Below are 25,454 nucleotides of genomic sequence, written 5' to 3'. Positions count from 1 at the left end.
TGGCGTTCCGGTGGGAATCACGACGAACACGAGGCGGGGACTTTCACCTGGCCACCGGTGGGGACCGTTACTCGGCCACCAGTGGGGACTTTCTCATGGCCATGGACAGGGGCGGGGTTTCCCTTGCGCGGTGGTCGGTGGGGCCGGTAGGGCCGTGTGCGGCGATCGGGTGAGGGGCGCGCGGGGAGCGGGAACCTCGGGAGGGAGGTCGGGGTCCGGGGGCGGAGCCCCTGGGATCGGTGGACCGGATGCTCACGGCAGGCGAGCCCGGGCACACTCCTGGCCAGGGCGAGGGGGCACCGTCCGCCGGCCGCGGGAGCCTACGTTTCCCGGCCCCGAGACCACGGGGCCAAAAATTAGGAAAGCCCCAGGTCAGCAAAAGCTGAATACTGGGGCTCCCAAAAACCTGAGCCGAAGCGACATTGCAGTGCAGCGGTCATCCACGGCTTACGATGCAGCGATTGTATCCGTCAAGGAGGAGACTTGGCAACCAGTGGCGACGCCTGGATCGAACAGTGGCTCAGCAAAGACAGATTCGCACTCTACGTGCGCAAAGCGGGTGGCGATCGCACGCGGGCGTTGGAACTTTACGAGTGGAATGCCAAGCTCAGCGCAGCCTTCCTCCACGATCTGAATCACCTTGAGGTTGCCCTCCGTAACACCTACGACCAGCAGCTCGTCCACGCGACACTGCACGGTGACAGGCATTGGACCGATAGGAAGACAGTCCAACACCTTTTCCCGAAACACATGCGCATGGATCAAAGAACCGGGAAACAGGTAGACGCGAATCGAACCCCACGCGACCAGATCGGCTATGCGCGCTCAGCGGCGGGGGCGACACCCAATCCAGGCAAGGTTGTGGCCGAGTTGATGTTCGGATTCTGGACCTACATGACATCCGATCTGCACGAGAAGACTCTCTGGGTGCCTCACCTTCACAAGGCTTTCCCACAGAACACAGACCGGAGCAAGGTCCACGACACTCTCACGGCCCTGAGGAAGTTCCGAAACCGAGTTGCCCACCACGAGCCGATCTTGACCGCCCCCGAAGCTCGGCGTCGGCAGCTCGTTTCTGCAATGCGCCTGATCCGCCCCGAAGCACTCGCGCACTTCAACGCGCACAGTGAAGTCTCCGCGATCCTCGCCAAGCGTCCCTGAATCAAGGGGCTCCACACTAGTCCGCGACATGGGTCTCCAAAACGATCGTTTTGGAGACCCATGTCGCGGGCTCACCGAACCACCAGCCTGGCATGGCGACATTCAGGTTGCTCGGATCAGTCGTTGACCAGGTGAAGTTCTGGGCGGGTGGTGGGTTCCCCGAGGAGCAGCCGAAGGCGAGGCAGCTTGAGGGAGAGTTCGGCGGCGAGATCCTTGAGGCTGAGTCCGTTGGTTTCAGCCAATTCGAAGGCTCGGGTCAGGAGAATGGGGATTTCTCCCGGATATCCCTCCACTGGGGTCGGCCGGAACAAGTTGAGCTTGCGCAGCTGGTTGAGGCGCTGATACGCACGCCTGTAGGAAGCATCGCTTACCGCTCCGACCTCACGACAGCGATAGATCAGAGACTCGACCGATACGCCCCACTCCCCACCGAGCTGTTCCAGCACTTTGAGGTCGAGTCGGACAGGTAGGCGAGGGGTGATCTGTGCGGAGGGAGTGAGAAATTCTGCGGCGAATCGGTCCGCTTCCTTCTCTTGCTGTGGATCGCCGGTCGCCACCTCACCGTGCATCACCAGATGACCGAGTTCGTGTGCCGCGGTGAAACGGTGCCGGTAGACATCGTTGGCACGGTCAGGGGTGAGCACAACGACAGGACGATCGAGATGAGAGGTGGAGAAGGCATCGACGGTCGCGGTCGCGGCACCGGCGAACGGGGAGAGCGTCACGATGATGCCGCGTGTTTCCATGGTGCGGACCAGGTGAGCGATCGGACCTTCCTGCACCTTCCAGCGCTCCCGCAGCATTCGTGCCGCCGATTCGGGAGCGCAGGGGTCCTCTACGAGAACGTCAGCAGGAAGACTCGGCAGATCCACGGGGGGCAATTGCACTCGCTTCTCCAGTGCATGAGCCAGTTCCCAAACCTGCTCGGTGTACGCAATCGCCTTGTCACGCTGGGTTGCAGGTGTGCGCCGCAGACTCCGGAAGTGAGCAGACGCACCATCCAGCCGTGCGTAGGGACGGCCGGCAGAGAAGAAAGGCGGGATCACATCGAGGACGTCGGCGAGGTGGCCGATATTGTCAGGGCGCGGTGTTGTTGCACCCGCCTCCCATTGGCTCACCGCTACCGGGGAAACCCCCAGCTCGGCGGCGACAGCCTTCTTGGTGAGACCGGCAAGCCGACGAGCTTGAGTCAGCCGGGCGGGGTCGAAGCCGGCAGCGATCGCCGCCAGCTGGTGCCGATCGCTGGCCTGACCCGGTACGGACGGATCTTCGAGAAGGGAGAGTTGCCCCCGCTTCGAGGGACGAGGATTCACATTTCATCACTCCCGGTCTTCGGCTTCTCTGCCATGTGCAACGGTTCCGCCGTGCGTGGGGCGAGAACCAACTCATCGAGCGGAGCATCATCGAACCGACCGCCGCCGGCCGCAACGGTCGGTGTCACCGATACGAGAGCAGGACGCAGCTCCAACGACTCTGCGGTGCGATTCAGAGGCTCCCAGTGGCTCCAGACAACTGAGCCGGTTTCCTCGTCAACGAGATCAACCTCGGCGATACCCAAGTCGAACAACCCCGTCGGGTTGCTTGCATAGGCAACCGTCACCAATCGACCGAACTCGGCGAGCTGGTCGAGTACGTCCTGCTCATCAGCGAAGTCCCGAGGATCGTCATCGATCTGATCGAAGGACAACTGAGTCTCGACGCTCCGGCGTGTGAGGGTGAAAAGAGACCGACGCAACTCCGACAGCGGCTTCGGCAACTTCACAGTCTCTCGAGGGGTCCATCCATCCGCTGCGTACCGCCATGGGTACAGCACCACTGCGGTCTCGTCGAGGACAACGAGGTCGAACCGGCTACGGACATCGGCGGGCTTACGGGTCGCAACACCTGGGATGTGGGCAGTGCACTCGATCAGCTGCTCGTGATGCGCGACTTTGAGGGTGTTGCCGTATGCGTCGTTAGCATTGATCTCACCGGCGATGTGAGCTGCGAGAGCCTGTTTGTGGGCGCGGTAAATCGCGAGCGGAATGGCATGCAGGAACTCCTCGGCAGCATCACCGAACCGTTCCTGCGCCCACGCAGAAGGCTTCATTTCTGACACTAAGCTTGCCCGCCAATCTTCCGTTTTTCCATTCGCTTCATATCTGCACTTAAGTTTGTATCACAATCTGCGCACTCTATCGACGGCAATAGCTGATCCGCACCGGTGGGTCGTCGGGCGAGCACTGTTCGGCGAGCGCGTGATTGTTCATTCGAGACCCGAAAGCGGTCCGTCGTCGTGGCCTGATGAGTCGTGGGACGTACGTTTATCCGGTGCGCTCGGCCGGCCACCCGAACTGACCGACCTTCTCCCTCATGAATCAAACGCGCAGGTCAGGGACAGGTGGAGAACCTGACAGCCAGATCCGCCGCATGTTGATTTATGTGGTGCAGTACGTAATCGGGTTCTTTGCGATGTCGGAGGCGGGCAACACAACGGTGCGAAGCATCCGCAGATGCTTTGCGCCAAGCCCCAGCGGGTGACGGCGATCGGTGATGTCGACGGCGGGTCGGACTCCCCCGACCCACCGTCGGTGCCGTGACTGTCCGTTGGACGCCGGGGGTTAATGGGTCAGGTGCGGGTGAGTGCGGCTTCTTCTCGGGCGCGGCGCAGGGTCGCGTACATCGCCGACCTCGACAGTCCGCTGATCTCGCAGAGCTGGGCGGCGGTGTAGTCGCCGGATTCGTGGTCGGCGAGTAGGCGTTTGCGCTGCAATGCGGAGAGCTTGGGCTGTTTGCCCTTGAGACGGCCGGCCTTCTTCGCTTCGGCCATTCCTTCGCGGGTCCGGGCTCGGATCAGGTCTGATTCGAACTCGGCCATCAGTGACAACATGCCGAAGAATAGTTTGCCGGTTGGGTCGGTCGGGTCGTGGATCGAGCCGCCGATGTTCAGGCGGGTGCCTTTCGCTTCGAGCTCGTCGGCGATGGCGCGCAGATCAACGGCTGATCGACCCAATCTGTCGAGTTTCGCGACGACGAGTGTGTCGCCGGTGCGGCAGGCGGCGAGGGCTTCGCGGAGGCCGGGGCGTTCTCGATTGCGTCCGGTGTAGCCCTTGTCGGTGTAGATCCGGTCGTCGGCGACGCCGAGGCGTTTGAGGGCTGTGCGCTGCGCTCGCAGGTCTTGGCCGCGGGTGCTGCATCGGGCGTAGCCGATCAGGATTCCGTCCATGAGGCGACGATAGTGCGGTTTAGGTCGCCTATACGAGACCAACATGCAGGATGGTTATCCAGGACGGTCTAGGGTCCGGATTCCGCAGGACGCGATCGAGTGCCGGACGGCTTGCGGGTGTGCTGTTTGAGGATCGCTCACTGGTAATGAAAACTGTTTCCAATTCGATGGCACGCAAACGGGGTTGTGCGTTACATAGATTCGGACACGAGTTTCTTTACATTTTCGACCTGGGCGGACCTGTGATCTTCAGCGGTAAACGGCAGCTTTCTCGCAGATGGGATTGGCACCGCGCGAACCCGACTGCCTGCCGGGATCAGAAACGTTCCGGGCCCGGGTTGATGGTGTCGCTGTACCACTGCACACTCATCTCGGCCGAGGCCTCGAACGCTTCCAGCTCGGGCGATGCGAGGAGCGACTCGACGCACTGCTTGGACCCGCCCACGTAGCTGGCCATCAGGTCGATATTAGTCGCCACACACCACGCGCGGTCCTGCGGCCACCACAGGTTCGGCGAGAGCAGAGTGCGGAACCGGTTGCCTGCTGCGGTGATCACATCGGCGATCAGGAACATCCCCATGCACCCCGCCTTCATACGGCCGACGGTGTTCACGGACATCTTCGAGGACGATGTGGCCTTCCCATATCGCGAACCAGCACTGGTCCGCGGTGGTGGTGAAGGGAGCGAACACGGCGATCAGGGCGTGGGCCGTAGGCCGCCCAGATCTCCGGTCGGCGGGCCCTCGTCCTACCGGCCCGGCTGTCCCTGACAGCGGCTCGCAGCGGCACTGATGAAGTCCCACTCCGTCAAGGGGGTGCGCGATACGCCCGTTCGCTTCCGCCACCTCACCCCAGGTGACCGGCTCGACCCCGCCGGCTGTAGCAGCGTCCAGTCGAAGCGTTGTCACTGCAACCGTATCGGTGAACAGACCCGCGGTCAGAAGCCCTTCGTGCGAAGGAATTCGGCGACGGTGACCACAGCCTGCGGGTTGCGGGGGCTTTCCACCAGCGCGGCATACGGCAGGGCGATGATGTTGTTCTCCCGCACCGCGGTGGTGCCGGCCATCAACGGCTGCTGACGCAACTGCTCGATCTTCGCCTCCACCGACTCGTCCGGGCCGGCGCCGTAGTCGACGATCACGATCACCTGTGGATCACGTTGCGCCGCCGCCTCCCAGGACGCTGTGGTCCACGAGTCGTTCAGGTCGTCGAAGATGTTGCTGCCACCGGCCTCGCGGATGATCTGCGACGGTGCCGCCGTGCGGCCGGAGGTGAACGGTTCCGGGGTTGCACTGTCGAACAGGAACACCCGTGCCGGTTCCTGCCCGGCCGGTGCCGTCGCGTTCGCCGCGGCGACCTGCTCGCGGTACCCGGTGACCAGCGCGTCCGCCCGGTCGCGGACACCGAAGATGTCGCCGAGGTTGGTCAGGTCCTCGTACAGGGCATCGAGCGGTTCCATCACCCCGCGGCGGTCGCTGCCCGGCTGGCGGCATGCTTCGGTCAGCTGGTAGGGCACAGCACCGATCGACCGCACCCAGTCCGGGGTCAACCCGGTCGATTCCTTGAATCCGTAGTTCCAGCCGGCGAACACGAAGTCCGGATTCGCCGCCTGGACCACTTCCCGGGTGAAGGCGTCACCGAGCGCCTGCGTGGCCTCGAATTCCGCCTTCCACGGGGAGGTGGCGATGTCACGTTCCTTCCCCGGATAACTCGTATAACCCACCAGGTGATCGGTGAGCCCGAGCGCGAACATCATCTCGGTGATCCCGGTGTCGTTGGTGACCACCCGCTCCGGTGTGCCGTCGACGGTCAGCGGCGCACCGCAGTTGGACACCGTGACCGATTCCCCCGCGGCTCGGGTGGTGCCGCCCTGCACGTCTGCACCACACGCCGTCAGCGTCAGTGCCGCCGCCACGACCGTCACCGCGGCCAACTGTAGGGATCTCATCTAGTACTCCTTCTCGTCGAAGATGATCTGGGGAACACCCAGCCGAGGATGGGTGACGATATGACCGCCGATCCCGAACCAGCGCCGGATCACCTGTGCGCTGAGAACCTCATGCGGGGTGCCGGAACACACGAGACGACCAGCGTTGAGAACAAACAGCCGATCGCAGTACTGGGCAGCCAGATTCAGATCGTGCAGCGCCGAGACCACCGTGATCCCCAGGTTCCGGGCGGCGGACAGGACGCTGTACTGGTGTTGAATGTCGAGGTGGTTCGTCGGCTCGTCGAGCACCAGCACCCGAGGTTGCTGCGCGAGAGCGCGGGCGATCAGGACCCGTTGACGCTCACCACCGGACAGCGACAGAAAGCTGCGCTCGGCCAGGTGGGTCACGTCCGCGGTGGCCAGCGCGTCGCGGCAGATCCGGTCGTCGCGAGTCCGGGAGTCTCGGATGGTTGCGCGGTGCGGCAGTCGTCCCGTGGCGACGACTTCGGCCGAGGTGAAATCGAACTGCATCGGGGTGTCCTGGGTCAGCGCAGCGACCTGGCGCGCGTTCTCGCGCATACTGATCGTGGCGATGTCGCTCCCGTCGACCAGGATCCGTCCCGACACCGGTGACAACGCCCGATACAGGCAGCGCAGCACCGTGGATTTGCCACTGCCGTTCGGGCCGACGATCCCCACGAAGGTGCCTTCCTCGGCGGACAGGGTTATCGCCTCGACGATGCGCGCTCCGGCGATCTCGACGCTGATCTGCTGGTAGTCGACCTTCATCAGCCGGCCCCGACCAGCGCGCCTCGCCGGCGCATCAGCAGGACGAAGACCGGGACCCCCACCGCGGCGGTGATTGCTCCCAGCGGCAGCTCCTGCGGGGGAATGAGAGTGCGGGCACACAGGTCTGCCGTGACCAGGAACACCGCCCCCAGCAGGGGTGTGACCACGATCAGTCGGCGGTGATCCGCGCCGACCAGCAGCCGGGCCACGTGCGGGACGACCAGACCGACGAAACCGACGGCGCCGCAGATCGAGACGTAGCATCCCGTCATTGCCGCGGCAACGACGAACAGCAGCAGCCGGAAGCGGTGGGCATTCATCCCCACAGCGGCGCTGACCTCGTCGCCCATGGAGAGCGCGTTCAGGTGGCGGGCGCATGCCACGATCACCGTCAGTCCTACGGCTGTCACCACGACTGCCAGGGGAACCATCTGCCAGGTGGTGCCGGCGAGGCTGCCGAGCAGCCAGAACATCACCGACCGGGCCGCGTCCCCGTGGGGGGCGGTGAAGACCAGCACCGTGGTGGCCGCGGAGAATCCGTATCCCAGCGCCGTGCCGGTGAGCACCAACCGTAGCGGCACCAGCCCTACCGCCGATCGGGCCATCAGGTATACGAGGATCGTGGCGCAGAGGGCCCCGAGGAACGCCGCGGTCGACAACGCGTACAAGCCCAGCGCACCGAAGGCGCCGAACAGCACCACCGCGGTAGCGCCCACCGAGGCCCCGGACGAGATGCCCAGCACGTAGGGGTCGGCCAGCGCATTGCGCACCATGGCCTGCACGATCAGACCCACTGCGCTCAACCCCGCTCCGACCAACGCGGCCAGCAGCACGCGGGGCAGCCGGGAGTCGATCACGATCCGGTAGTTCGGAACATCCGCTGCCACTATCGGCCCGCCCGTGACCTCGGCCCACAGGAAGCTCGTGGTTGCATGCCACGGGATGTGCGCGGCGCCGAGCATCAACGCCAGCACCGACACCACCGCCAGCGCTGCGGCCAAACCAACAGCCAAGGTGGCCACGGGCAGTCGGCGCATCATCGGACACCGCCACCTGGAGACTGGGGCACCCGTGTGGGAGGGCGGGTCAGCACATCCGTCGAAGGACGGTCGGGGGCACAGCGATGTGGCATGACTCTGTCAGGCGATTCCATACACGACGTAGTCGTCGAACAGCTGCCAGACGGTTCCCGATTCGGCGAATCCGGCGTGTCGCAACGCGGCGAGCTGAAACTGCACACCGGTCGGAGCAGTACCGTCGCGTTCGGCGAATCTGGCTGTCCGCTCGTCCTGTAGCGTCCCGATCCGGGGGTGTGCGCGCAGCAGGTCCCACCACTGATCCCACTCGTCCGCGCCGGCAGCAAAGCTGTGTTGCTGCGTGCGCCGGTCGTGCTGCGCCGACCACAGGGTGATGTGCCCATCACGGTCGTCGAAGCGAAAATGGTCACCGTTGAGGAAAATCCCGTCGGGCGCGAGCACCGACCTGATCTGTGTGTACAAGCCGATCAACTGCTCAGGACGCAACCAATGCAACGCGGTGGTCGACACCACGGCGTGAGGCGCGGTGTCGAGCTGGGCGGCCACCAGGTCCGTCCAGTGAGGATCGGTGAGATCGGCGTCGACGAAGCGCACCCGGTCTGCGTACCCGGCGAGATAGTCGCGGGCGAGTGCGAGCAGCATCGGGTCGTAGTCGACGGCGACGATCCGGGACTGCGGAAACCGGTCGAGGATCCGCGCGGTCAGTGATCCGGGGCCGCAGGCGAGGTCGAGCGCGGTGAACTCGCCACCGGTGGCGAACTCGAGGGTGTCGAGCATCGCGGTGAAACGGCTTTCCCGTTCGGCGATGTAGGCGGCTTGCTGCCTGTCCCAGCGCTCGACGAGTTCCGCGGGTGTCATCGCGTCACACCCGGTTCGCGCAGGCCCACGACACGTTGCTCGATTCCGGCGATATTGCGGACGGACGGGTCCATCATGGTCGCGGCTTCGAGGATGATGGACCGCTTGTTTGGCACCGCGGTCACACGACTGGCGACCGGGTCCGATCCGCGGAACCGGATCCTGTCTTCGGCGCTGTCGACGTTACTGCCGAGGGCCGGGTCGGCCCGGACGAGAACAGCTGCTGCTGCTGACTTCCGACTACTTCGGTGCATGGCGCATCGAACTTCCCGTGGCCGCTGCACGCGAGCGGGCCACACGTTACGACCGGGGACGGCGAGGCGTCACCGGTCCAGCAGGGTATCGGGCTCGGGGTCGTACGACCCCATACCGTTGCGCGTCAGCTCCGGATTCTCACCGGATTCCACCTGGCTCCGTCTCCGGGGCTACCTGGCTCGATGAATCTAGCAAAACGGACAGGACGATCGAGTTGCCGGTTGCTCTCCTCGCATCTGTGCGACCGTGTCCCTGCGCGTCGGGCACGTTGCTGTCGGATCGGCCAGGAGAGCCGTGGTTCTGGCCTGGGGTTTTTCCTAGTTCGTGGCATTCAGGTGCTCACGATCTCGTCTGTGTCCCCGGGTGGTTCTTGCAGAACTTTCCATCGGGACAGTGTCCGCCGGGTAGGAGGCGCCCAGGCGTTCACGCTCGGTTGTTCCGCCCCACACGCCGTAGGTCTCGCCGGTGGCCAGCGCGTGCTGCAGGCAATCTGCACGTGCCGGGCAGGGGTGACAGATGCGTTTGGCGGTGCGTTCACGTCGTGCGCGTTGTCCGCGAGTTTCGTCGTCGGAAGCGAAGAACAACGTCGGCCCGAAGAATCGGCACACGGCTGCGTCCCACCAACGTGCCCGTGCTTCGGGTGCCGAACGTGCGGTGCCGCCGTGGTGCGAGCGGTCCGCAGCCGTGGTCGGAGTCCGGCTCGTCATTCGGAGGATCCGGGGGTGTAGGGGATGGTGGGCGCTCGGTGTTCGTCGATGTCGAGAGTGCGACCGGCCTGGGGGAAGGCGCGTTGAGCGCAGTCGGTGCGGTCGCAGACCTTGCAGCCGGCTCCGATCGGGACGGTCGTGACGGGATCATCGAGGTTCAGTCCTCGGGCGTAGACGAGTTTGTGGGCGTGGGCGAGGTCGCAGCCGAGTCCGATGGCGAAACTTCGGGGTGGAGACAGATGTCCTCCGGTGGGGTGTTCGTCGGTGGTACGTGCGATCCAGAGGTATTTTCGTCCATCGGGCATCTGGGCGACCTGCGTGCGGATCCGGCCCGGTGTGGAGAAGGTGTCGTGGACGACCCACAACGGGCAGCTCCCTCCGACACGGGAGAAGTGAAATGCGGTGGCTGATTGTCGTTTCGAGATATTTCCGGCCTTGTCGGTGCGGACGAAGAAAAACGGCACTCCGCGTTGCCCGGGCCGTTGGAGGGTCGACAGACGGTGGCAGACGGTTTCGAATCCGACCTCGAAGGCACTTCCGATCAGATCGATGTCGTAGTGCAAGGTTTCGGCCGTACGCAGGAACTGCGTGTAGGGCAGGATGAGCGCTCCGGCGAAGTAGTTGGCCAGGCCGATCCGTGCGAGGGACTTCGATTCGGCCGAGAGGTTCACGGCGGCAGCGGCGAGTGCGCCGATAGTGCGTTTCTGGGTGAGAAAAGCGAGTTGGGTGGCCAGATGGAAGGCGCGCTGGCCGTGACTGAGGCGACGGGCGAGAGCAAGGGTTCTCGTGGCGGGGTCGTAACTGCGCTTCGGACCGGGCACACCGGGTGCATCGGTGCGGATCCGCACGGTGATCGCGTGCTCGTCGCGCAGCAGCCGCGCCAGCTGCAGATCCAGACCACCGAGGGACAAATCCCGGGACACGAACATCTGTTCTGCTGCATCGTCGAGCTCGGCGATGTGATTACGCCGGTCGTAGAAGAAGTCCCGCACGTCCTCGTAGGGCATCGACAACGGCGGCTCTGCGGAAACGCCGTCATGAGTCGGTGACAGACGTTCGACCTGTTCGGTGGCGCCGCGCAGCCGCCGGTGCATGGTGACCAGGACCTGCGCTGCAGCAGGATAGCGGGTGACCAGGTCGTCGATCTCCGCGGCGGTGGTCTCGGCGGTGGCATGGTCGGCGAAGACGTCCTGCAGATCGGCAACGAGCCGGGCATCGCTGTCGACGGCGAAGAACCCCATGTCGAGGTCGAAGGTCGAGTTCAGACGCAGCAACACCGGCACGGTCAGCGGTCGCTGATCGTTCTCGAGTTGGTTGACGTAGCTGGTGGACAACTGCAGCAGCCGGGCCAGGGCGGTCTGGGTCAGGCCCCGTTCTTCACGCAGCCGACGCAACCGCGCACCTGCATACAGCTTCTGCATGTGCAGAAACTAGCAACACCGGATTTCGCAACTTTCGCAGATTCGGTGACCGGGTTACACACAAATCCTCCTGTGCAAGGTATTTCCCCTCCGACACGGTGTGCATAGCGTGCAAATCAGCCGCTGTGACGGCTGTGCCCCCCTGGAAGGTTGTGTAGTGAAAACCCATCTCGTCCGCACTCATCGTTCCGCCGAAGAGTTCCCCAAGCACGACCATCTCGCGTGGAAGATCGCCGAGGTCGCCACCGATGCGATCGAGGTGCCGACCGAGACCGAGGAGATGATCGTCAACCGGATCATCGACAACGCGGCTGTCGCCGCAGCATCGGTCAGCCGGCGTCCGGTCTCCAACGCTCGCGCTCAGGCACTGGCCCATCCCTACTCCCCCGGCTCCACGGTGTTCGGCGTCGGCGGTACATTCTCGCCCGAGTGGGCAGCATGGGCGAACGGGGTCGCGGTCCGCGAGCTCGACTTCCACGACACGTTCCTCGCGGCGGAGTACTCGCACCCGGGCGACAACATCCCGTCGATCCTTGCCGTCGCCCAGCACACCGGCCGCAGCGGTGCGGACCTGATCCGCGGCCTGGCCACCGGTTACGAGATCCAGGTCGATCTGGTGCGTGCGATCTGCCTGCACGAACACAAGATCGACCATGTCGCCCACCTCGGCCCCTCGGCCGCAGCCGGCATCGGGACGCTGCTCGGCCTCGACACCGGCACCGTCTACCAGGCGATCGGACAGGCACTGCACACCACGACCGCGACCCGTCAATCCCGCAAGGGTCAGATCTCGAGCTGGAAGGCGTACGCACCGGCCTTCGCCGGGAAGATGGCCGTCGAGGCCATCGACCGGGCATTGCGCGGCGAGGGAGCACCGTCGCCGATCTGGGAAGGCGAGGACGGTGTCATCGCCTGGCTGCTCGGCGGACCGAACGCCGAATACCATGTGCCGCTGCCCGGTCCGGGCGAGGCCAAACGGGCCATCCTCGACACCTACACCAAGGAGCATTCGGCCGAGTACCAGAGCCAGGCGCCGATCGACCTTGCCCGCCGGATGCGCGAGCGCATCGGCGACCTGGATCAGATCGCGTCGATCGTGCTGCACACCAGCCACCACACGCATGTCGTCATCGGCACCGGATCGAACGATCCGCAGAAGTTCGACCCCCAGGCCAGCCGCGAAACCCTCGATCACTCGGTGATGTACATCTTCGCCGTCGCGCTGCAGGACGGCACCTGGCACCACGAGCGTTCCTACGCTCCCGAGCGTGCGCAGCGACCCGACACCATCGAGCTCTGGCGCAAGATCTCCACCGCCGAGGACCCCGAGTGGACCCGCCGCTACCACTCGACCGACCCGGACGAGAAGGCGTTCGGTGCTCGCGCCGAGGTCACGTTGAAGAGCGGCGAGGTGATCGTCGACGAGCTCGCGATCGCCGATGCGCATCCGCTGGGTGCGCGCCCGTTCGCCCGCGACCAGTACATCGCCAAGTTCCGCACCCTCGCCGAAGGTGTGGTCGCACCGGCCGAGCAGGACCGCTTCCTCGATACTGCGCAGCGCACTCCCGCGCTGGCGGCCGGCGAGCTGAACCAGCTCACCTTCACCGTGTCCGACGAGGTTCTGGCCCGCGCCCCGAAGTCGCCGAAGGGACTGTTCTGACATGTCCGGCCTCATCTCCGCCACGACCTCCGCGGCAGACAAGCGCATCGCATTCCGGGCGTCGCTGACCTCGGAGAAGATCACTCGGCTCCCGGGCGCGATCAACCCTCTGACCGCAAAACTGATCCAGGAGATCGGCTTCGAAGGCGTCTACGTCTCGGGCGGCGCGTTCTCGGCCGCCCTCGGTCTGCCCGACATCGGCCTGACCACACTCACCGAGGTCGCCGCACACAGTGCCCAGATCGCCCGTTCCACCGACCTTCCGGTACTCGTCGACGCGGACACCGGATTCGGTGAGCCGATGTCGGCGGCCCGCACCGTGACGGTCTTCGAGGACGCCGGGCTCGCCGGACTGCACCTCGAGGACCAGGTCAATCCCAAGCGCTGCGGGCATCTCGACGGCAAGGCCATCGTGCCGACCGAGGAAATGGTTCGTCGGCTGCGCGCCGCGGTCTCCGCGCGACGGGACCCGAACTTCGTGATCTGCGCACGCACCGATGCAGCCGGGATCGACGGGATCGAGGCCGCGATCGAACGCGCGAAGGCCTACGCGGACGCCGGGGCGGACCTGATCTTCACCGAGGCCCTGCATACCCGCGCCGATTTCGAGAAGTTCCGCGGCGCGGTCGATATCCCGTTGCTGTCGAACATGACCGAGTTCGGCAAGTCCGCGCTCATCCCGGCACAGGCGCTCGAAGCCATCGGCTACAACGCGGTGATCTACCCCGTCACCACCCTGCGGTTGGCGATGGGCGCGATCGAGCGCGGCCTGCGGGTGATCCACGAGGAAGGCACCCAGGAGACCCTCCTCGCCGAGATGCAGACGCGGTCACGACTGTACGAACTGCTCGAGTACGAGCGCTACAACGAGTTCGACTCCGAAGTCTTCAACTTCACCCTCTCGAGGAGCCAGTGATGACAGCTACGCACCACGGTTCGTCGATGACCGAGACCGCAGTCCCCACCATCTACAAGGGCCTGGCCGGCGTCGTCGTCGACACCACCGCGATCTCCAAGGTGGTGCCCGAGACCAACTCACTGACCTACCGCGGCTACGCGGTCCAGGATCTGGCAGCGCACTGCAGCTTCGAACAGGTCGCCTACCTGCTGTGGAACGGCGAACTACCCACCGATGCCCAGCTCGCACTGTTCTGTCAGCGCGAGCGCGCGAACCGGCGTGCCGACCGATCCCTGCTGGCGCTGGTGGCGAAGATGCCCGAGAACTGCCATCCGATGGATGTGGTGCGCACCGCGATCAGCTACCTCGGCGCCGAGGATCCGCAGGAATGGGACAACGATCCGAAGGCGAACCGCGAGAAGGCGCTTCGCATGATGGCCGTGCTGCCGACGATCGTCGCCGCCGACCATCGGCGGCGCCGCGGCCAGGACCCGATCGCTCCGCACCACTCGCTCGGGTTCGCCGAGAACTTCCTGAACATGTGCTTCGGGAAGGTGCCGGATGCGCAGATCGTGAAGGCGTTCGAAGTGTCGCTGATCCTGTATGCGGAGCACAGTTTCAACGCCTCCACGTTCGCGGCCCGGGTCGTCACCTCCACCCTGTCCGACATCTACAGCGCCGTCACCGCCGCGATCGGAACCCTCAAGGGTCCGCTGCACGGCGGTGCGAACGAGGCCGTGATGCACGACATGCTCGAGATCGGTGAACCCGAACGCGCCGAGGAATGGATGCGCGGCAAGCTGTCCCGCAAGGAGAAGGTGATGGGATTCGGGCACCGGGTGTACAAGAACGGTGACTCCCGGGTGCCGACGATGAAGAAGGCCTTCCTCGACGTCGCCGCGCACACCGGTGGCGAGAAGTGGGTGCGGCTGTACGACATCCTCGAGAAGACCATGGCCGATGCCACCGGCATCGAGCCGAACCTCGACTTCCCCACGGGGCCCGCCTATCACCTGATGGGCTTCGACATCGAGGTGTTCACCCCGATCTTCGTCATGAGCCGGATCACCGGGTGGACCGCGCACATCATCGAGCAGGGCGCATCCAACGCCCTGATCCGCCCGCTCAGTCAATACACCGGCGTCCCGCAACGGTCCGTCGTGGCCTGACGTCCACCAAGCAGCGCTTCCGCAAGGGAATCCGCCAAGCGCGCTTCGCGGTCCTCGCGCAGGCACGGCGAGTGAGGCGCTGAGGATCGTTACCGACGGCACCGGTGGCCCGGATCGGCATCAGCCCGGTCCGGGCCACCGGTTCATCGCGTGTCCGTCACAGAATCTCGGTGCGCACGGCCCTGGCCGCAGCGACCATGTTTGCCAACGACTCCTTGACCTCTGCCGGTCCGCGGGTCTTGAGCCCGCAGTCCGGGTTGACCCACAAGCGCTCTGCCGGCACCGCAGCCAGCGCCTTGCGCAGCAGCGACGCGATCTCCTCGACACTCGGAACCCGCGGCGCATGGATGTCGTACACACCCGGGCCGACACCGACGTTGAACCCGGCGGCGTCCAGATCCGTGAGGATCTCCATGTGCGAGCGGGCCGCCTCGATGGAGGTGACGTCGGCATCGAGCCCGGCGATCGCGTCGATCACTTCACCGAACTCGGAATAGCACAGGTGGGTGTGGATCTGCGTGTCGTCGCCGACGCCCGATGTCGCGAGCCGGAATGCGCCCACCGACCAAGTGAGGTACTCGTCCTTGTCCGCGGCACGCAACGGCAGTAGCTCGCGCAGTGCCGGCTCGTCGACCTGGATTATCCCGACTCCTGCCGTCTCGAGGTCGATCGTCTCCTGTCGGATGGCGAGCGCCACCTGATCGGCGGTGTCGGCCAGTGGTTGGTCGTCGCGTACGAACGACCAGGCGAGGATCGTCACCGGCCCGGTGAGCATGCCCTTGACCGGCTTGTCGGTGCAGGACTGCGCGAAGGTGATCCAGTCGACGGTCATCGGGCTGTTGCGGGTGACGTCGCCGTACAGGATCGGCGGTCGCACGCACCGGGTTCCGTAGGACTGGACCCAACCGTTGTCGGTGGCGAAGAAGCCGTCGAGTTGCTCGGCGAAATACTGCACCATGTCGTTGCGTTCGGGTTCACCGTGCACGAGCACGTCGAGGCCCAGCTCTTCCTGCAGCGCAATGACGTCGTCGATCTCGGCACGCATCCGGTGCACGTACTCGGCTTGTTCGATGCGGCCGGCGCGCAGGTCCGCGCGCGCGACACGGATCCGGGACGTCTGCGGGTACGAGCCGATCGTGGTGGTCGGCAGGACGGGCAATCGAAGACGCTCCTGCTGGATGCCACGTCGTTCGGCCGCCGGTGTGCTGCGGCCGCGGTCGGGTCCGAGCGCAGCGAGCTCTTCCCGGACCCGGGCATCGTGGAGGCGAGGGTCGCTGCGTCGCACCGCGGCGGCGGTCCGTGAGGACGCCAGCTCGTCGGCGACGGCGTCACGCCCCTCGTCCAGGGCGGTCGCGAGCGTGACCACCTCGCGTTCCTTCTCCGCACCGAACGCCAGCCAGCAGCGCAAGGATTTGTCCAGCCGGGTTTCGGCGGCGACGGTGTACGGCACGTGCAGCAGCGAGCAGGACGTCGACACTGCCACCGCGGCTGCCTGATCGCGCAGCCCGATGAGGGTGGTGAGGGACTGCTCGAGGTCGTTGCGCCAGATGTTGCGGCCGTCGACGATGCCGGCAACCACCAGTTTGCCGGCCAACTCCGGAACGTCGGTGAGCGAATCCGGAGGACCGCTGGCCAGGTCGATCGCGATTCCGTCGATCGCCGTGCGGGCGAGCCGCGGAAGGGCCGGGCCGAGCTGCCCGAAGTAGGAAGCGACGAGAATCGCCGGGCGGTGCCGGACCTCACCGAGCCGCTGGTACACGGCGGTCACCACGTCGAGATCGGTGTCGTCGAGGTCGGTGACCAGGGCCGGTTCGTCGATCTGTACCCAGGAGGCTCCGGCGTCGCGCAGCCGGCCGAGCAGGGCCGCGTACAGCGGAACCAATTCGCCGATCCGGTCGAGCAGCGGGCCCTGGCCGTCGACGGGTTTGCTCAGTTTCAGGAATGTGATCGGGCCGAGCACCACCGGGCGTGCCGGAACCCCCAGCGTGTGGGCCTGGGTGAGCTCGGCGAGCAGACGGGTGGCGTCGAGCCGGAACACGGTGTCCGGTCCGATCTCGGGCACCAGATAGTGGTAGTTGGTGTCGAACCATTTGGTCATCTCGAGCGGCGCGACGGCCGCGGTACCGCGGGCGGCTGCGAAGTAGCGATCGAGGTCGTTGCGGATTCCGGCGACCCGCTCGGGTACGGCACCGAGCATGAAGGCGGTGTCGAGCACGTGATCGTAGAGGGAGAAGGTGCCGACCGGGATCGAGTCGAGGCCCGCGGTGCGTTGCCTGGTCCACGTGTCCGCGCGTAGTTGCGCGGCGACGGCTTCGAGAGCTGGTCGTTCCATGCGGCCGGACCAGTAGGCCTCGATCGCCTTCTTCAGTTCGCGGTGGGGGCCGATACGTGCGGAGCCGAGCACGGTGGCCGTGAAAGGTGCTGTCGATACAGACATCAGGGGTGGTTCTCCGGTGTTCGTCGCTGATGACATACCACCCGACGAGCGCACGAATCACCGATACGAGCCCCTGCTTCGAACCCGGTTCGAAGGGTTTGCCGATCAGGTCGCGCACCCATTCCACGAGGTGGCATACCGTCGGACACGGCGTGTCCGACACGATCGGCAGGTCTTCGGACTCGCAGGCGCTCCACATCCGTGTCCGGACGGGAACCTACTGGCCGTCGCTTCCCGGAACCGGTTGGGTTCCAGTGCTGATGACGGCGGTCGTTCCTGCATACCGCTGCGGGACAGTCCCGGAGTCACACCGGGTTCCCTCTCGCACCCGGCAGGGTGCTTCGACGCGCGTGCGTTGTCTTCGGGGCTCCTCACGACAGGCACGGCGAACCGCTCGCAGCGTCGACTATATAACCCCGCATAACCCCCATCAGGCAGTGGACACACACGCACCTCCTTACGGCGACCGCGGTCGTGTCGAACTCATCTAATTCGCGGAGCGATCGATGTACTGGCGAGGGGACCGATTCCGTTTCGGCTGTGAAGCGAGCATGGTGTCAAGCGGTACACATTCAGTGAGACCCCGGATGCTCTCAGAGAAACCGCAGGTCGGTCCGTTCGCGAGCCCGATCATCCAGTCAATCCGTCTGGTCTCACGTTGATCTGCGCTGCATCTCGCCAGCATTGTCGAGATGCAGTGAAGATTGACAGGACACGCCGCTACAGACTGACAGAGTCTCGGTGAGACGAGGCGCCAGTCAAGGTTTCATTCCGGGAAACCGCAGCTCAGAAGCTTTATAAAGCTGCGGTCGGCCCAGTTAATCTGCCCCGCCCATCTCGCTCATCTTCGCTGCATCTCGACAAGCATCGAGAGAACGTGGGTGAACCGGGCTCGTTGGCCCCTGCGTCGTGGTCACTCACGGTTTCTGCGGGATGGGTGTCGTAAATTTCCGTTTACGCACCATCGACGCTGAACTGCCAGGTGAACGCATTTTTCGTTTCTGGACGGTGCGGGAGTCCCGCGATCGACATCCATAGCTGTGCAGAACCAGCGCATGTCCGACGAATACTTGTCCGGGCGACGACGACATTCAGCATCACCGCAACGCGGCAGACGATCTCGGGTCGTCAGCAGTAGTACGGCGGCTCCCGATCAGGGTCGTCCTCGACGACATCGACCTCCCGCAAGGCCACGATCGTGTCGATCGCCTCGGCGGATCCGCCGATCGTGGCGAAATGTGGATCGACGTCGCAGGTCACACACCAGGCCCGATCGGCCGGCCACACGAACGCCGGCGTCGGCGCCTCGATGTCGTCGAGGAGCGCCTCGATTTGGCTGTTCCAGTCGGGGAAGTCTGCGAGGGTGCCGTGGAACAGGAAGTAGTCGCGGTTCGGGATCGACACCTTCGGCATCGGATCGTCAGGGCGAAAGCTCGGCCACCCGTCCCAGACCAGGAAGTAGCAATCATCCGGTGTTCCGGTGTACCGGGCCAATTCGGCCAGTACGACACCGATCTGGTCCGTGTCGTGCACGGCAGCTGGGTCGGCGGGGATCTCACTTTCCTTTTGTCCCGGGTAGCTCGGGTCCGGGATGATCCGTAGACGCGCATATCTGTCGAAACAGGCCGGGCCCCGTGCGGCGAGTCGCCTCCAGTCCTCGGGGCGCTGTTCGATCCAGCGCGCCGCTGTCACTTCGTCACACCGTGTGATGCTCACGCAGCCAGTATCACTGCCGTAGCTGCACGCTGAACAAGTTGCTGTCCTGGAGGTATGGGCGGGCTCGACGCCGAGCCTGGCGCGATCGGCATCGATATCCTGGCGTCTCGACCCTGTTCGACACCGCACACCAGCAAGGACCCTTCCGTGACAGCACGCCTGCTGAGCAGCATCGCTGCCGCCCTCGTCGGAGTTGTTGCGTTCTGCGGGTGCAGCACCGATCCGGGCTCGCCGGCCACAGTGCCCGCCTCCACTTCTGCAGAAACGTCCCCACCGGCGCACTCGTCTCTTGAGTTGCCCGCCTCCACGATTCCCTCTGCGGAGCAGGTCACCGAGATGCTGGCTGCCGCGTTCGACTACGACCTGGATCTGAATACGCGCGTGCGTCTGTTCGAAGGCGCCACTGTCGAGACACCTGATCCTGTCCAGCAGGTAGCGCACACGGGCGAGGCGACCTTACGCGCCATCAGTGTCGTACCGGATGGTGTGCAGGCTCTGGTGGTCTCGGTGGTGGGCACCGGTGCCTCCCGGCGGCGCTGCGCAGGCCATCACCGTCGCGCCCGGCGCCGGCGCCGTCGTCCCGCTCGTGGCCGAGCACGGGATCTGGAAGATCAGCAGAGCCTGGATCTGCACCGTGTCCGGGCCGCACTGTCGGTAGCACCGCATCGGTGATCGCTTCGTCAGTCCTGTCGGTGCACGGCGATGCGCTCGGTCGATCCCCCTGTAGTCGCGGTAGCCTCCGGGCGCCGGTGGATACGGCGATGTTGCGAGGTCGCTGGCAGTCTCGAACATCCTCGGTGGCAGGTGGGCATGCTCCGTCATCCGGACATCCCTTCGCCGGTGCGGGCTGGTGCAGGTTCGACGGGTCATCTCACCCCCCTGGCCCCGGCACATCCCGTGTTACGGGAAGCGCTCGTAGAGCCGTCGCTCGCCCCCCGTCCGGCGCGGCCCGCCGAAACCCCTGTGCCTGACACACTCGACCGATGCGATCCCGGACCTGCATCGGCGCACTATTCCTGCTCCCACTCACTCTCGCCGCATGCGGAACCGACGACACCGACCCCGCCGAACCCACCCACCGAATGGACGCCACCGTCGAAACCGGCGCCCCGCCCCCACCACCGGCCACCATCGACCTGACACCGGACCCCACCACCGGCGCCCTCAATCCCCACGACGTCGAAAACGCTGTCCGCGCCCACGCCTCCGCTGAACTCGCCGGCACCACCCTCACCCACAACCACCACATCGACGTGCACTGCCTGACCGGAGGACCACCCCTGATCCACCCCGCAACGACCCTTTGTCACGCCCAGGTCAGCGCCCCCGAACTCGCCACCTACACCACCAGCTACGGCGTCGTGCTCACCGACACCCCAGGTCGGATCCTCATCACCCCCCACTACTGACCGCCACCCACTACGGCCCCGGAACGGGGGGTACAAAAAACTCTAACGACCCATGCATTCGGGACTTTCAGCCCTACCGGACCGAGCGGTCGTAAGCGAAGAAAATACCGTCCGGCCGAACGTGGTTGTGATTGACTCCTGCCGTCGCCGTCTGACGCTGTCCGGCGACACAGGCCCCGTCGGCACCCCCTGCATCAGCCGACGGGGTCTGCCCCTGCCCGAGGAAACCTTTCACACCCGCAACTCGAACCTGCCACGATCGGACACGGGCCAGTACTTCCCGGGCATGGGGAATGCCTGGTCAGCACTCGGGCCCACCCACCACTCTCGCGCCGTACCCGGCGAACGAGCCTGAGTGTGGCGAGGAACCCATTGCCGACAAACCGGGCATTCGGGTTTTCTGTCGACATGAGCCGAAAGATGCCGTGGCGATGGCGCCTCGACGAGCCACTGTTCGATGACGCGAACTCACGCCGCGGCGACCTGGCGATCGCTGCAGCACTCGGGACCACGATCATCCTTGTCGTGCTGCTGCTCTTGGCCGGATGACATCGCCGCTACCGGTCCGAACGGGATTCTTCGACCGACAAACAAACACACGAGCGCTCCACCTCCCGGGAGCAGAGGCGGAGCGCCGAACGGCTACTCCCCAACGCATCGCAGGCAGCCGGTTGCAGCCACCGTCAGTGTACGGCGGCGAAGACCTGACCGAACGCGACTGCGCCCCGCCTCCGGGGAGCGGAGGCGGGGCGCATGGGAGAGGTCGCGGTGAACATGTCGGGGGTAGTTCACGGCAACCATCCCTGAAATCGGACAGAACGGACCGGATGTTACCGGACGGTCGATGAGGCGCCCCCATCACTCACCGACACAAACCACCGCTCACGAGAAGCCCGCGGTCGCGGCGGGTTTCCTGCCGCCAGGCTCAGATCCTCGAGGGTCCGGCTTCGTAGGTGACCCACCGCGTTCGGGTGGCGAGAGTGTTGTAGAGGGCCTGGGCCTGGTGGTTGTCCTCGGCAGTGACCCACTGCACCACCGAACGCCCTTCGGCGGCGGCCATTTCGGTAAGACGCTCGATCAGTGCTCGTCCCACACCCCGCCCTCGAACGGCCGGATCGGTGAACAGGTCGTCGAGGAACAGACCGGTGGTGCCGGTGTACGGGGAGGAGAACCGACGATGGTGCGCGAACCCGAGGATCTCGCCGTCCATTTCGGCCACCAGAGCTTTGCACTCGTGCCGGGGATCCATGAACCATCCCCACACCCGGGAGACGACATCCTCTGACGCGGGCAGCGTGTAGAACTCGCGGTATGCGCGGAAGAGGACGCGCCAACGAACCTCGTCGGCCGCGGCGAGCGGCCTGATCGTCGCAATGGTGGCGGTCGTTGCCATCGGTGGCTCCTATCGGTGATGTGAAGGTCTCGGCAGAACGGCCCGTGCCGGCGCACCGCCTGAACGTTCCCGGCCCGCCCGGATCGAAGATCCGATACGGCAGGCACTGCGCGCAGGCGTCGGACACGGCCAGGGAATCGACAAGCATCCAGCGGAGGCCCGCGAGGACCCAGGGACACTGCGGCATCGCACGCAGCAGAGGCATCGCGGTTCATCGGCGTGCCACCGAGACGGACGACTTGACACCCGATCGGCAGGGTAACAATGTTGCGAACATGTGAGTAACGTTATTTATTAATCTCATGTCCAATGATAACAGGGCGACGGAAATTGCTACACACCTCCGCAACCGCATCACCACGATGCGCCCCGGCGAGAAGCTGCCGGGCGTGCGAGAACTCTCGACCGAATTCCAGGCCAGTGCAGCCACCATCTCCTCGGCCCTCTCGGAACTGACCACACTCGGGCTGGTACGGGCCGAGCCCGGACGGGGAACATTCGTCTCCGGCCGCGACCGGACACCGGAACCGGACTTCTCCTGGCAGTCCCAAGCCCTCGGCCACGCCCGAGTCGACGCCGACCGTGCCGCCCGCCTGGGCGGCTACGGCACCGCCGAACACATCCCGCTCTCCTGGGGATACCTCGCCCCCGAACTACTGCCGACCCAGGACCTGCATCGCATCGGCTCCCGGGCGGCGAAAAGTGCTCGCGCCTGGATGATGACCCCGCCCGCGGGATCGCCGGAACTACGGCGAATCCTCGCCTCCGAATACCGAGCCGATCCGAACGACGTTCTGGTGGTCTCCGGCGGGCAGCAGGGCCTGGTCTTCGCACTGCGCACACTCGCCGAACCGGGCTCGACAGTCATCACCGAAAGCCCCAGCTACCCCGGCGCGATCCTCGCCGCGCAGAGCGCGGGCCTCAACCTCTCCTCGGTCCCTGCCGACGCCGACGGGATCCTCACCGACCGTCTCGCCGACGAACTCGACCGCACGCGAGCCAGGGTGGTCTACCTCCAGCCGGGCTACGCCAATCCCACCGGAGCCGTCCTCGGTGCAGAACGCCGAACGCAGATACTCGAACTCGCCGCCCGACACGGCGCATTCGTCATCGAGGACGACTGGGCGAGATATCTCGACATCGACAGACAGGCCCCACCCCCGCTGTTCACCGACGACCCTCACGGCCACGTCGTCTCGATTCTCACCCTGTCCAAACCGGCTTCCCCGGGTCTGCGCCTCGGCGCCGTCATCGCGCGTGGCCCGGCAGGTGAGCGGCTCCGGGCCTCTCGCACCGCCGACGACCTCTGTGTCTCACCGCTGGTCCAGGAGATCGCCTACGGACTGCTGACCTCGAATGTGTGGCCCCGCCACCTCAAACGCCTACGCACCGAACTCGCGACACGGCGCGACGCTCTCGTCTCCGCACTTCACACCACCACACCCGACATCCACATCCCGCACGTCCCGCACGGGGGCATCCATCTCTGGGCAAAACTTCCTCACGGCATCGACACCCGCGAGATGTGCGCCGCAGCGTATGCGGCCGGGGTGCTCATCGGGGACGGACGCCATTTCTTCGTCGACGAACCACCCGCACCGTTCCTTCGCTTCTCGTTCGGTGCCGCAACCGAAGGTCAGATCACCGAAGGCATCAGGCGACTCTCAGAAATCCTTCAACGGTGACGCGCGGGACTACGTCGGGCGGGTGATTCTGGTGATCGACAAGACCGGGTCGATGAGCAGCCGCTATTCCAGCGGCGAGGTCGCCGAGATCGTCCGCCGGATGGTGCCGGTGGCCACCCAACTCGATTCCGACGGGCAACTCGAGGCGTACCTGTACGGGGTGCAGTTCGCGAAGCTGCCGGAGGTGACCGTCGACCGCGCCGACGAGTGGATCGACGAGTACATCCACCTTCACGGCCGTCACGGCGGAATCGACTACGACCGGCAGATCGGGGGCGTCAACGACGAGATTCCGATCATGTCCGAGGTGATCGCCAGCCTCGACCGTGACACCAGCGTTCCCACGCTCGTGCTGTTCTTCACCGACGGCGGCTTCCACAAGCGCGCCGCCATCGAGAAGCTGATGCGGCAGGTGTTGTCGCGGCAGGCGTCGTCGCGGCCGGCGTTCTGGCAGTTCATCGGTATCGGCCGTAGCGGCTTCGGTGTCCTGGAAAAACTCGACACCCTGGCCGGGCGTGTGGTCGACAACGCCGGGTTCTTCGCCGTCGACAATGTCGATAGCCTGCCGGACAGCCGCCTCTACGAGCTGCTGCTGGCGGAGTATCCGGACCGGTTGCGGGCCGCACGGGCCGCGACCATCCTCCCCTGAACGGGTAAGGGCTGGTCAGACCCCTGCCGCGGGTCCGACCCGCCCTTACCGACGGCATCATGTCGTTGTCACCCCGATTGTCACCCTGAATAGGAGATAACGGACAATAAGTACTCGGCGATGAATACCTGTGTCGGGAATCCTCGTCGGAACACCCAGTGTGTTCCGGCCCCAGGAGGGGAGACAACGGGTGAGAACATCGATTCGAGTGTGGGCCTGCGCAGCAGCAGTGATGGCCGGGACCGTGGTTCCGGCGGCCGCGTCCGCGACGCCGCTACCGCCGGTACGCGCACTGCAGATCGAGACCGAGCCTGCGGCCGCGGGGATCACCGCGGTGGTGTACGCACCCCGCACCGACCCATTCACCCTCACTCTCACTTCCGCACAGTTCCGGACCTGGGATGGGGTCCCTGCCGAGTGCGCGCCCGGATCGTCGGTGACCGTCCAGGTCCTCAATATCGAAGACCGGGTACCGAAGGACACACCCGCGCTGACCCGGTCGGTGCTGGTCTGCGAACTGGGTGTGCTCGACATCGGGTCCGTGCACACGGTTCCGGTTCCCGTGCCGCAGTCGGCCACGGACACCGCTGCCTTCGCGGCCGGCTCCGTGTTCACCGCGAGTCTGCGTTCGGGCGAGAGGCTCGTCGACCGGGTCGAACACCCCGCACCGCCGGTCACCGAGTGCGCCCCGCCCGGGCGAGCACCAACCCGCCCGGCCGAGGATCGGTCCTCAGACAACAGTGCCGGCGGGGCACGAAAGACGGTGCCGGCGACGGCGAGCGGGCAGATCGCCGGCCACACCGACCCCGGCACCCGTCTGTTTCTGACCGGAACGGATGCGTGCGAGGACCGCATCGACCGCACGGTCACCGCCACCTGCGACGGGCAGTTCCGCTTCACCGGTCTGTTGCCGGGCCGCTATGTCCTGCTCGACGAGACCGGGCAGATCCTGCGTCACATCGATCTGGACGCCGACACTCCGGTTGTCGAGGACCTCCTCGTCGCGCCCGTGGATCGACTGCAGTGAGCACAGTGCAGCCGACGAGTGCGTGGACTACGGCGGAGGTGGTGGCTG

General features: G+C 65.4%; 23 protein-coding genes and 2 riboswitches. Of the genes, 10 read left to right on the top strand and 13 right to left on the bottom strand.

Features of this window, described 5'->3' with window-relative positions; all coding sequences use genetic code 11:
• The first annotated feature begins 483 nt into the window (after positions 1-483).
• Positions 484-1,161: an Abi family protein gene (locus ACWDUD_RS21815; RefSeq protein WP_450110647.1), complete on the top strand. Its 678-nt coding sequence runs from the start codon at positions 484-486 to the stop codon at positions 1,159-1,161.
• 116 nt (positions 1,162-1,277) lie between these two features.
• On the opposite strand, the gene ACWDUD_RS21810 is transcribed toward ACWDUD_RS21815, so the two are convergent.
• The 10 genes from ACWDUD_RS21810 to ACWDUD_RS21765 all read right to left on the bottom strand — a co-directional run bounded on the left by ACWDUD_RS21810 (position 1,278) and on the right by ACWDUD_RS21765 (position 11,363).
• Positions 1,278-2,474, bottom strand: coding sequence for a helix-turn-helix domain-containing protein (locus ACWDUD_RS21810; RefSeq protein WP_450110646.1), 1,197 nt, complete (start codon positions 2,472-2,474; stop codon positions 1,278-1,280).
• A complete protein-coding gene (locus tag ACWDUD_RS21805; RefSeq protein WP_450110645.1) occupies positions 2,471-3,250 on the bottom strand; it encodes a hypothetical protein in 780 nt (259 codons plus the stop codon). The genes ACWDUD_RS21810 and ACWDUD_RS21805 overlap by 4 nt, the downstream gene beginning before the upstream one ends.
• Positions 3,251-3,769: 519 nt before the next feature.
• The gene (locus ACWDUD_RS21800) at positions 3,770-4,366 is read right to left on the bottom strand and encodes a recombinase family protein (protein WP_450110644.1); all 597 of its coding nucleotides are present in this window, start codon (positions 4,364-4,366) and stop codon (positions 3,770-3,772) included.
• 316 nt (positions 4,367-4,682) lie between these two features.
• Entirely contained in the window at positions 4,683-4,985 is a 303-nt protein-coding gene (locus tag ACWDUD_RS21795; protein WP_450110643.1) for a hypothetical protein, read from the bottom strand.
• A 318-nt stretch (positions 4,986-5,303) separates the two neighbouring features.
• Entirely contained in the window at positions 5,304-6,314 is a 1,011-nt protein-coding gene (locus ACWDUD_RS21790) for an ABC transporter substrate-binding protein (protein WP_450110642.1), read from the bottom strand.
• Positions 6,315-7,085, bottom strand: a complete 771-nt coding sequence (locus ACWDUD_RS21785; RefSeq protein ID WP_450110641.1) for an ABC transporter ATP-binding protein — start codon at positions 7,083-7,085, stop codon at positions 6,315-6,317.
• Complete coding sequence (locus ACWDUD_RS21780; protein ID WP_450110650.1) at positions 7,085-8,122, bottom strand: FecCD family ABC transporter permease; 1,038 nt, start codon at positions 8,120-8,122, stop codon at positions 7,085-7,087. The genes ACWDUD_RS21785 and ACWDUD_RS21780 overlap by 1 nt, the downstream gene beginning before the upstream one ends.
• A 102-nt stretch (positions 8,123-8,224) precedes the next feature.
• Entirely contained in the window at positions 8,225-8,980 is a 756-nt protein-coding gene (locus ACWDUD_RS21775; protein WP_450110640.1) for a class I SAM-dependent methyltransferase, read from the bottom strand.
• A 317-nt stretch (positions 8,981-9,297) separates the two neighbouring features.
• Positions 9,298-9,428: riboswitch (cobalamin riboswitch) on the bottom strand.
• A gap of 124 nt (positions 9,429-9,552) precedes the next feature.
• Complete coding sequence (locus ACWDUD_RS21770) at positions 9,553-9,942, bottom strand: WhiB family transcriptional regulator (RefSeq protein ID WP_450110639.1); 390 nt, start codon at positions 9,940-9,942, stop codon at positions 9,553-9,555.
• On the bottom strand, positions 9,939-11,363 hold the full coding sequence (locus ACWDUD_RS21765; RefSeq protein ID WP_450110638.1) for a short-chain fatty acyl-CoA regulator family protein: 1,425 nt from the start codon (positions 11,361-11,363) through the stop codon (positions 9,939-9,941). The genes ACWDUD_RS21770 and ACWDUD_RS21765 overlap by 4 nt, the downstream gene beginning before the upstream one ends.
• 157 nt (positions 11,364-11,520) lie before the next feature.
• Here ACWDUD_RS21765 and prpD point away from each other — a divergent pair, with 157 nt between their 5' ends.
• From prpD to ACWDUD_RS21750, 3 genes are read left to right on the top strand one after another with little or no spacing between them, the layout of a single operon-like run.
• The gene (gene prpD / locus ACWDUD_RS21760; protein WP_450110637.1) at positions 11,521-13,023 is read left to right on the top strand and encodes a 2-methylcitrate dehydratase PrpD; all 1,503 of its coding nucleotides are present in this window, start codon (positions 11,521-11,523) and stop codon (positions 13,021-13,023) included.
• Position 13,024: 1 nt separating this feature from the next.
• Entirely contained in the window at positions 13,025-13,939 is a 915-nt protein-coding gene (prpB, locus tag ACWDUD_RS21755) for a methylisocitrate lyase (protein ID WP_450110636.1), read from the top strand.
• A gap of 26 nt (positions 13,940-13,965) precedes the next feature.
• Positions 13,966-15,090, top strand: a complete 1,125-nt coding sequence (locus ACWDUD_RS21750; RefSeq protein WP_450110635.1) for a bifunctional 2-methylcitrate synthase/citrate synthase — start codon at positions 13,966-13,968, stop codon at positions 15,088-15,090.
• A 157-nt stretch (positions 15,091-15,247) separates the two neighbouring features.
• On the opposite strand, the gene metE is transcribed toward ACWDUD_RS21750, so the two are convergent.
• Both metE and ACWDUD_RS21740 read right to left on the bottom strand, forming a co-directional pair.
• Positions 15,248-17,527 carry a 5-methyltetrahydropteroyltriglutamate--homocysteine S-methyltransferase gene (gene metE / locus ACWDUD_RS21745; protein ID WP_450110634.1) on the bottom strand — a complete coding sequence of 760 codons (2,280 nt, stop codon included), beginning with the start codon at positions 17,525-17,527 and terminating at the stop codon, positions 15,248-15,250.
• A gap of 153 nt (positions 17,528-17,680) precedes the next feature.
• A riboswitch (cobalamin riboswitch) is annotated at positions 17,681-17,888 on the bottom strand.
• Between the two features lie 767 nt (positions 17,889-18,655).
• Positions 18,656-19,243 carry a hypothetical protein gene (locus tag ACWDUD_RS21740; RefSeq protein WP_450110633.1) on the bottom strand — a complete coding sequence of 196 codons (588 nt, stop codon included), beginning with the start codon at positions 19,241-19,243 and terminating at the stop codon, positions 18,656-18,658.
• Positions 19,244-19,297: 54 nt separating this feature from the next.
• On the opposite strand from ACWDUD_RS21740, the gene ACWDUD_RS21735 reads away from it, so the two are divergent.
• The 3 genes from ACWDUD_RS21735 to ACWDUD_RS21725 all read left to right on the top strand — a co-directional run bounded on the left by ACWDUD_RS21735 (position 19,298) and on the right by ACWDUD_RS21725 (position 21,201).
• Positions 19,298-19,915: a hypothetical protein gene (locus tag ACWDUD_RS21735; RefSeq protein WP_450110632.1), complete on the top strand. Its 618-nt coding sequence runs from the start codon at positions 19,298-19,300 to the stop codon at positions 19,913-19,915.
• A 311-nt stretch (positions 19,916-20,226) separates the two neighbouring features.
• A complete protein-coding gene (locus ACWDUD_RS21730) occupies positions 20,227-20,652 on the top strand; it encodes a hypothetical protein (protein ID WP_450110631.1) in 426 nt (141 codons plus the stop codon).
• Between the two features lie 408 nt (positions 20,653-21,060).
• A complete protein-coding gene (locus ACWDUD_RS21725) occupies positions 21,061-21,201 on the top strand; it encodes a hypothetical protein (protein ID WP_450110630.1) in 141 nt (46 codons plus the stop codon).
• 376 nt (positions 21,202-21,577) lie between these two features.
• Here the strand turns inward: ACWDUD_RS21725 and ACWDUD_RS21720 are convergent, their stop codons facing one another.
• Positions 21,578-22,045: an N-acetyltransferase family protein gene (locus tag ACWDUD_RS21720; RefSeq protein ID WP_450110629.1), complete on the bottom strand. Its 468-nt coding sequence runs from the start codon at positions 22,043-22,045 to the stop codon at positions 21,578-21,580.
• Between the two features lie 302 nt (positions 22,046-22,347).
• Here ACWDUD_RS21720 and ACWDUD_RS21715 point away from each other — a divergent pair, with 302 nt between their 5' ends.
• From ACWDUD_RS21715 to ACWDUD_RS21705, 3 genes are all read left to right on the top strand, one after another.
• Positions 22,348-23,730 carry an aminotransferase-like domain-containing protein gene (locus ACWDUD_RS21715; protein ID WP_450110628.1) on the top strand — a complete coding sequence of 461 codons (1,383 nt, stop codon included), beginning with the start codon at positions 22,348-22,350 and terminating at the stop codon, positions 23,728-23,730.
• Between the two features lie 31 nt (positions 23,731-23,761).
• Entirely contained in the window at positions 23,762-24,379 is a 618-nt protein-coding gene (locus ACWDUD_RS21710) for a vWA domain-containing protein (RefSeq protein ID WP_450110627.1), read from the top strand.
• 232 nt (positions 24,380-24,611) lie between these two features.
• A complete protein-coding gene (locus ACWDUD_RS21705) occupies positions 24,612-25,406 on the top strand; it encodes a hypothetical protein (protein ID WP_450110626.1) in 795 nt (264 codons plus the stop codon).
• Positions 25,407-25,454: the final 48 nt, after the last annotated feature.

The organism is Rhodococcus sp. NPDC003382, assembly GCF_053589135.1.
This window is presented reverse-complemented; position numbering and strand designations above follow the sequence as displayed.

What these genes read in the sequence shown, in the direction of transcription:
- ACWDUD_RS21805 (WP_450110645.1), bottom strand. Translation starts at nt 3,250, where the DNA reads ATGAAGCCTTCTGCGTGGGCGCAGGAACGGTTCGGTGATGCTGCCGAG.
- ACWDUD_RS21800 (WP_450110644.1), bottom strand. Translation starts at nt 4,366, where the DNA reads ATGGACGGAATCCTGATCGGCTACGCCCGATGCAGCACCCGCGGCCAA.
- ACWDUD_RS21795 (WP_450110643.1), bottom strand. Translation starts at nt 4,985, where the DNA reads ATGTCCGTGAACACCGTCGGCCGTATGAAGGCGGGGTGCATGGGGATG.
- ACWDUD_RS21790 (WP_450110642.1), bottom strand. Translation starts at nt 6,314, where the DNA reads ATGAGATCCCTACAGTTGGCCGCGGTGACGGTCGTGGCGGCGGCACTG.
- ACWDUD_RS21785 (WP_450110641.1), bottom strand. Translation starts at nt 7,085, where the DNA reads ATGAAGGTCGACTACCAGCAGATCAGCGTCGAGATCGCCGGAGCGCGC.
- ACWDUD_RS21780 (WP_450110650.1), bottom strand. Translation starts at nt 8,122, where the DNA reads ATGCGCCGACTGCCCGTGGCCACCTTGGCTGTTGGTTTGGCCGCAGCG.
- ACWDUD_RS21775 (WP_450110640.1), bottom strand. Translation starts at nt 8,980, where the DNA reads ATGACACCCGCGGAACTCGTCGAGCGCTGGGACAGGCAGCAAGCCGCC.
- ACWDUD_RS21770 (WP_450110639.1), bottom strand. Translation starts at nt 9,942, where the DNA reads ATGACGAGCCGGACTCCGACCACGGCTGCGGACCGCTCGCACCACGGC.
- ACWDUD_RS21765 (WP_450110638.1), bottom strand. Translation starts at nt 11,363, where the DNA reads ATGCAGAAGCTGTATGCAGGTGCGCGGTTGCGTCGGCTGCGTGAAGAA.
- prpB (WP_450110636.1), top strand. Translation starts at nt 13,025, where the DNA reads ATGTCCGGCCTCATCTCCGCCACGACCTCCGCGGCAGACAAGCGCATC.
- ACWDUD_RS21750 (WP_450110635.1), top strand. Translation starts at nt 13,966, where the DNA reads ATGACCGAGACCGCAGTCCCCACCATCTACAAGGGCCTGGCCGGCGTC.
- metE (WP_450110634.1), bottom strand. Translation starts at nt 17,527, where the DNA reads ATGTCTGTATCGACAGCACCTTTCACGGCCACCGTGCTCGGCTCCGCA.
- ACWDUD_RS21735 (WP_450110632.1), top strand. Translation starts at nt 19,298, where the DNA reads ATGGGCGGGCTCGACGCCGAGCCTGGCGCGATCGGCATCGATATCCTG.
- ACWDUD_RS21730 (WP_450110631.1), top strand. Translation starts at nt 20,227, where the DNA reads ATGCGATCCCGGACCTGCATCGGCGCACTATTCCTGCTCCCACTCACT.
- ACWDUD_RS21725 (WP_450110630.1), top strand. Translation starts at nt 21,061, where the DNA reads ATGAGCCGAAAGATGCCGTGGCGATGGCGCCTCGACGAGCCACTGTTC.
- ACWDUD_RS21720 (WP_450110629.1), bottom strand. Translation starts at nt 22,045, where the DNA reads ATGGCAACGACCGCCACCATTGCGACGATCAGGCCGCTCGCCGCGGCC.
- ACWDUD_RS21715 (WP_450110628.1), top strand. Translation starts at nt 22,348, where the DNA reads ATGTCCAATGATAACAGGGCGACGGAAATTGCTACACACCTCCGCAAC.
- ACWDUD_RS21705 (WP_450110626.1), top strand. Translation starts at nt 24,612, where the DNA reads ATGGCCGGGACCGTGGTTCCGGCGGCCGCGTCCGCGACGCCGCTACCG.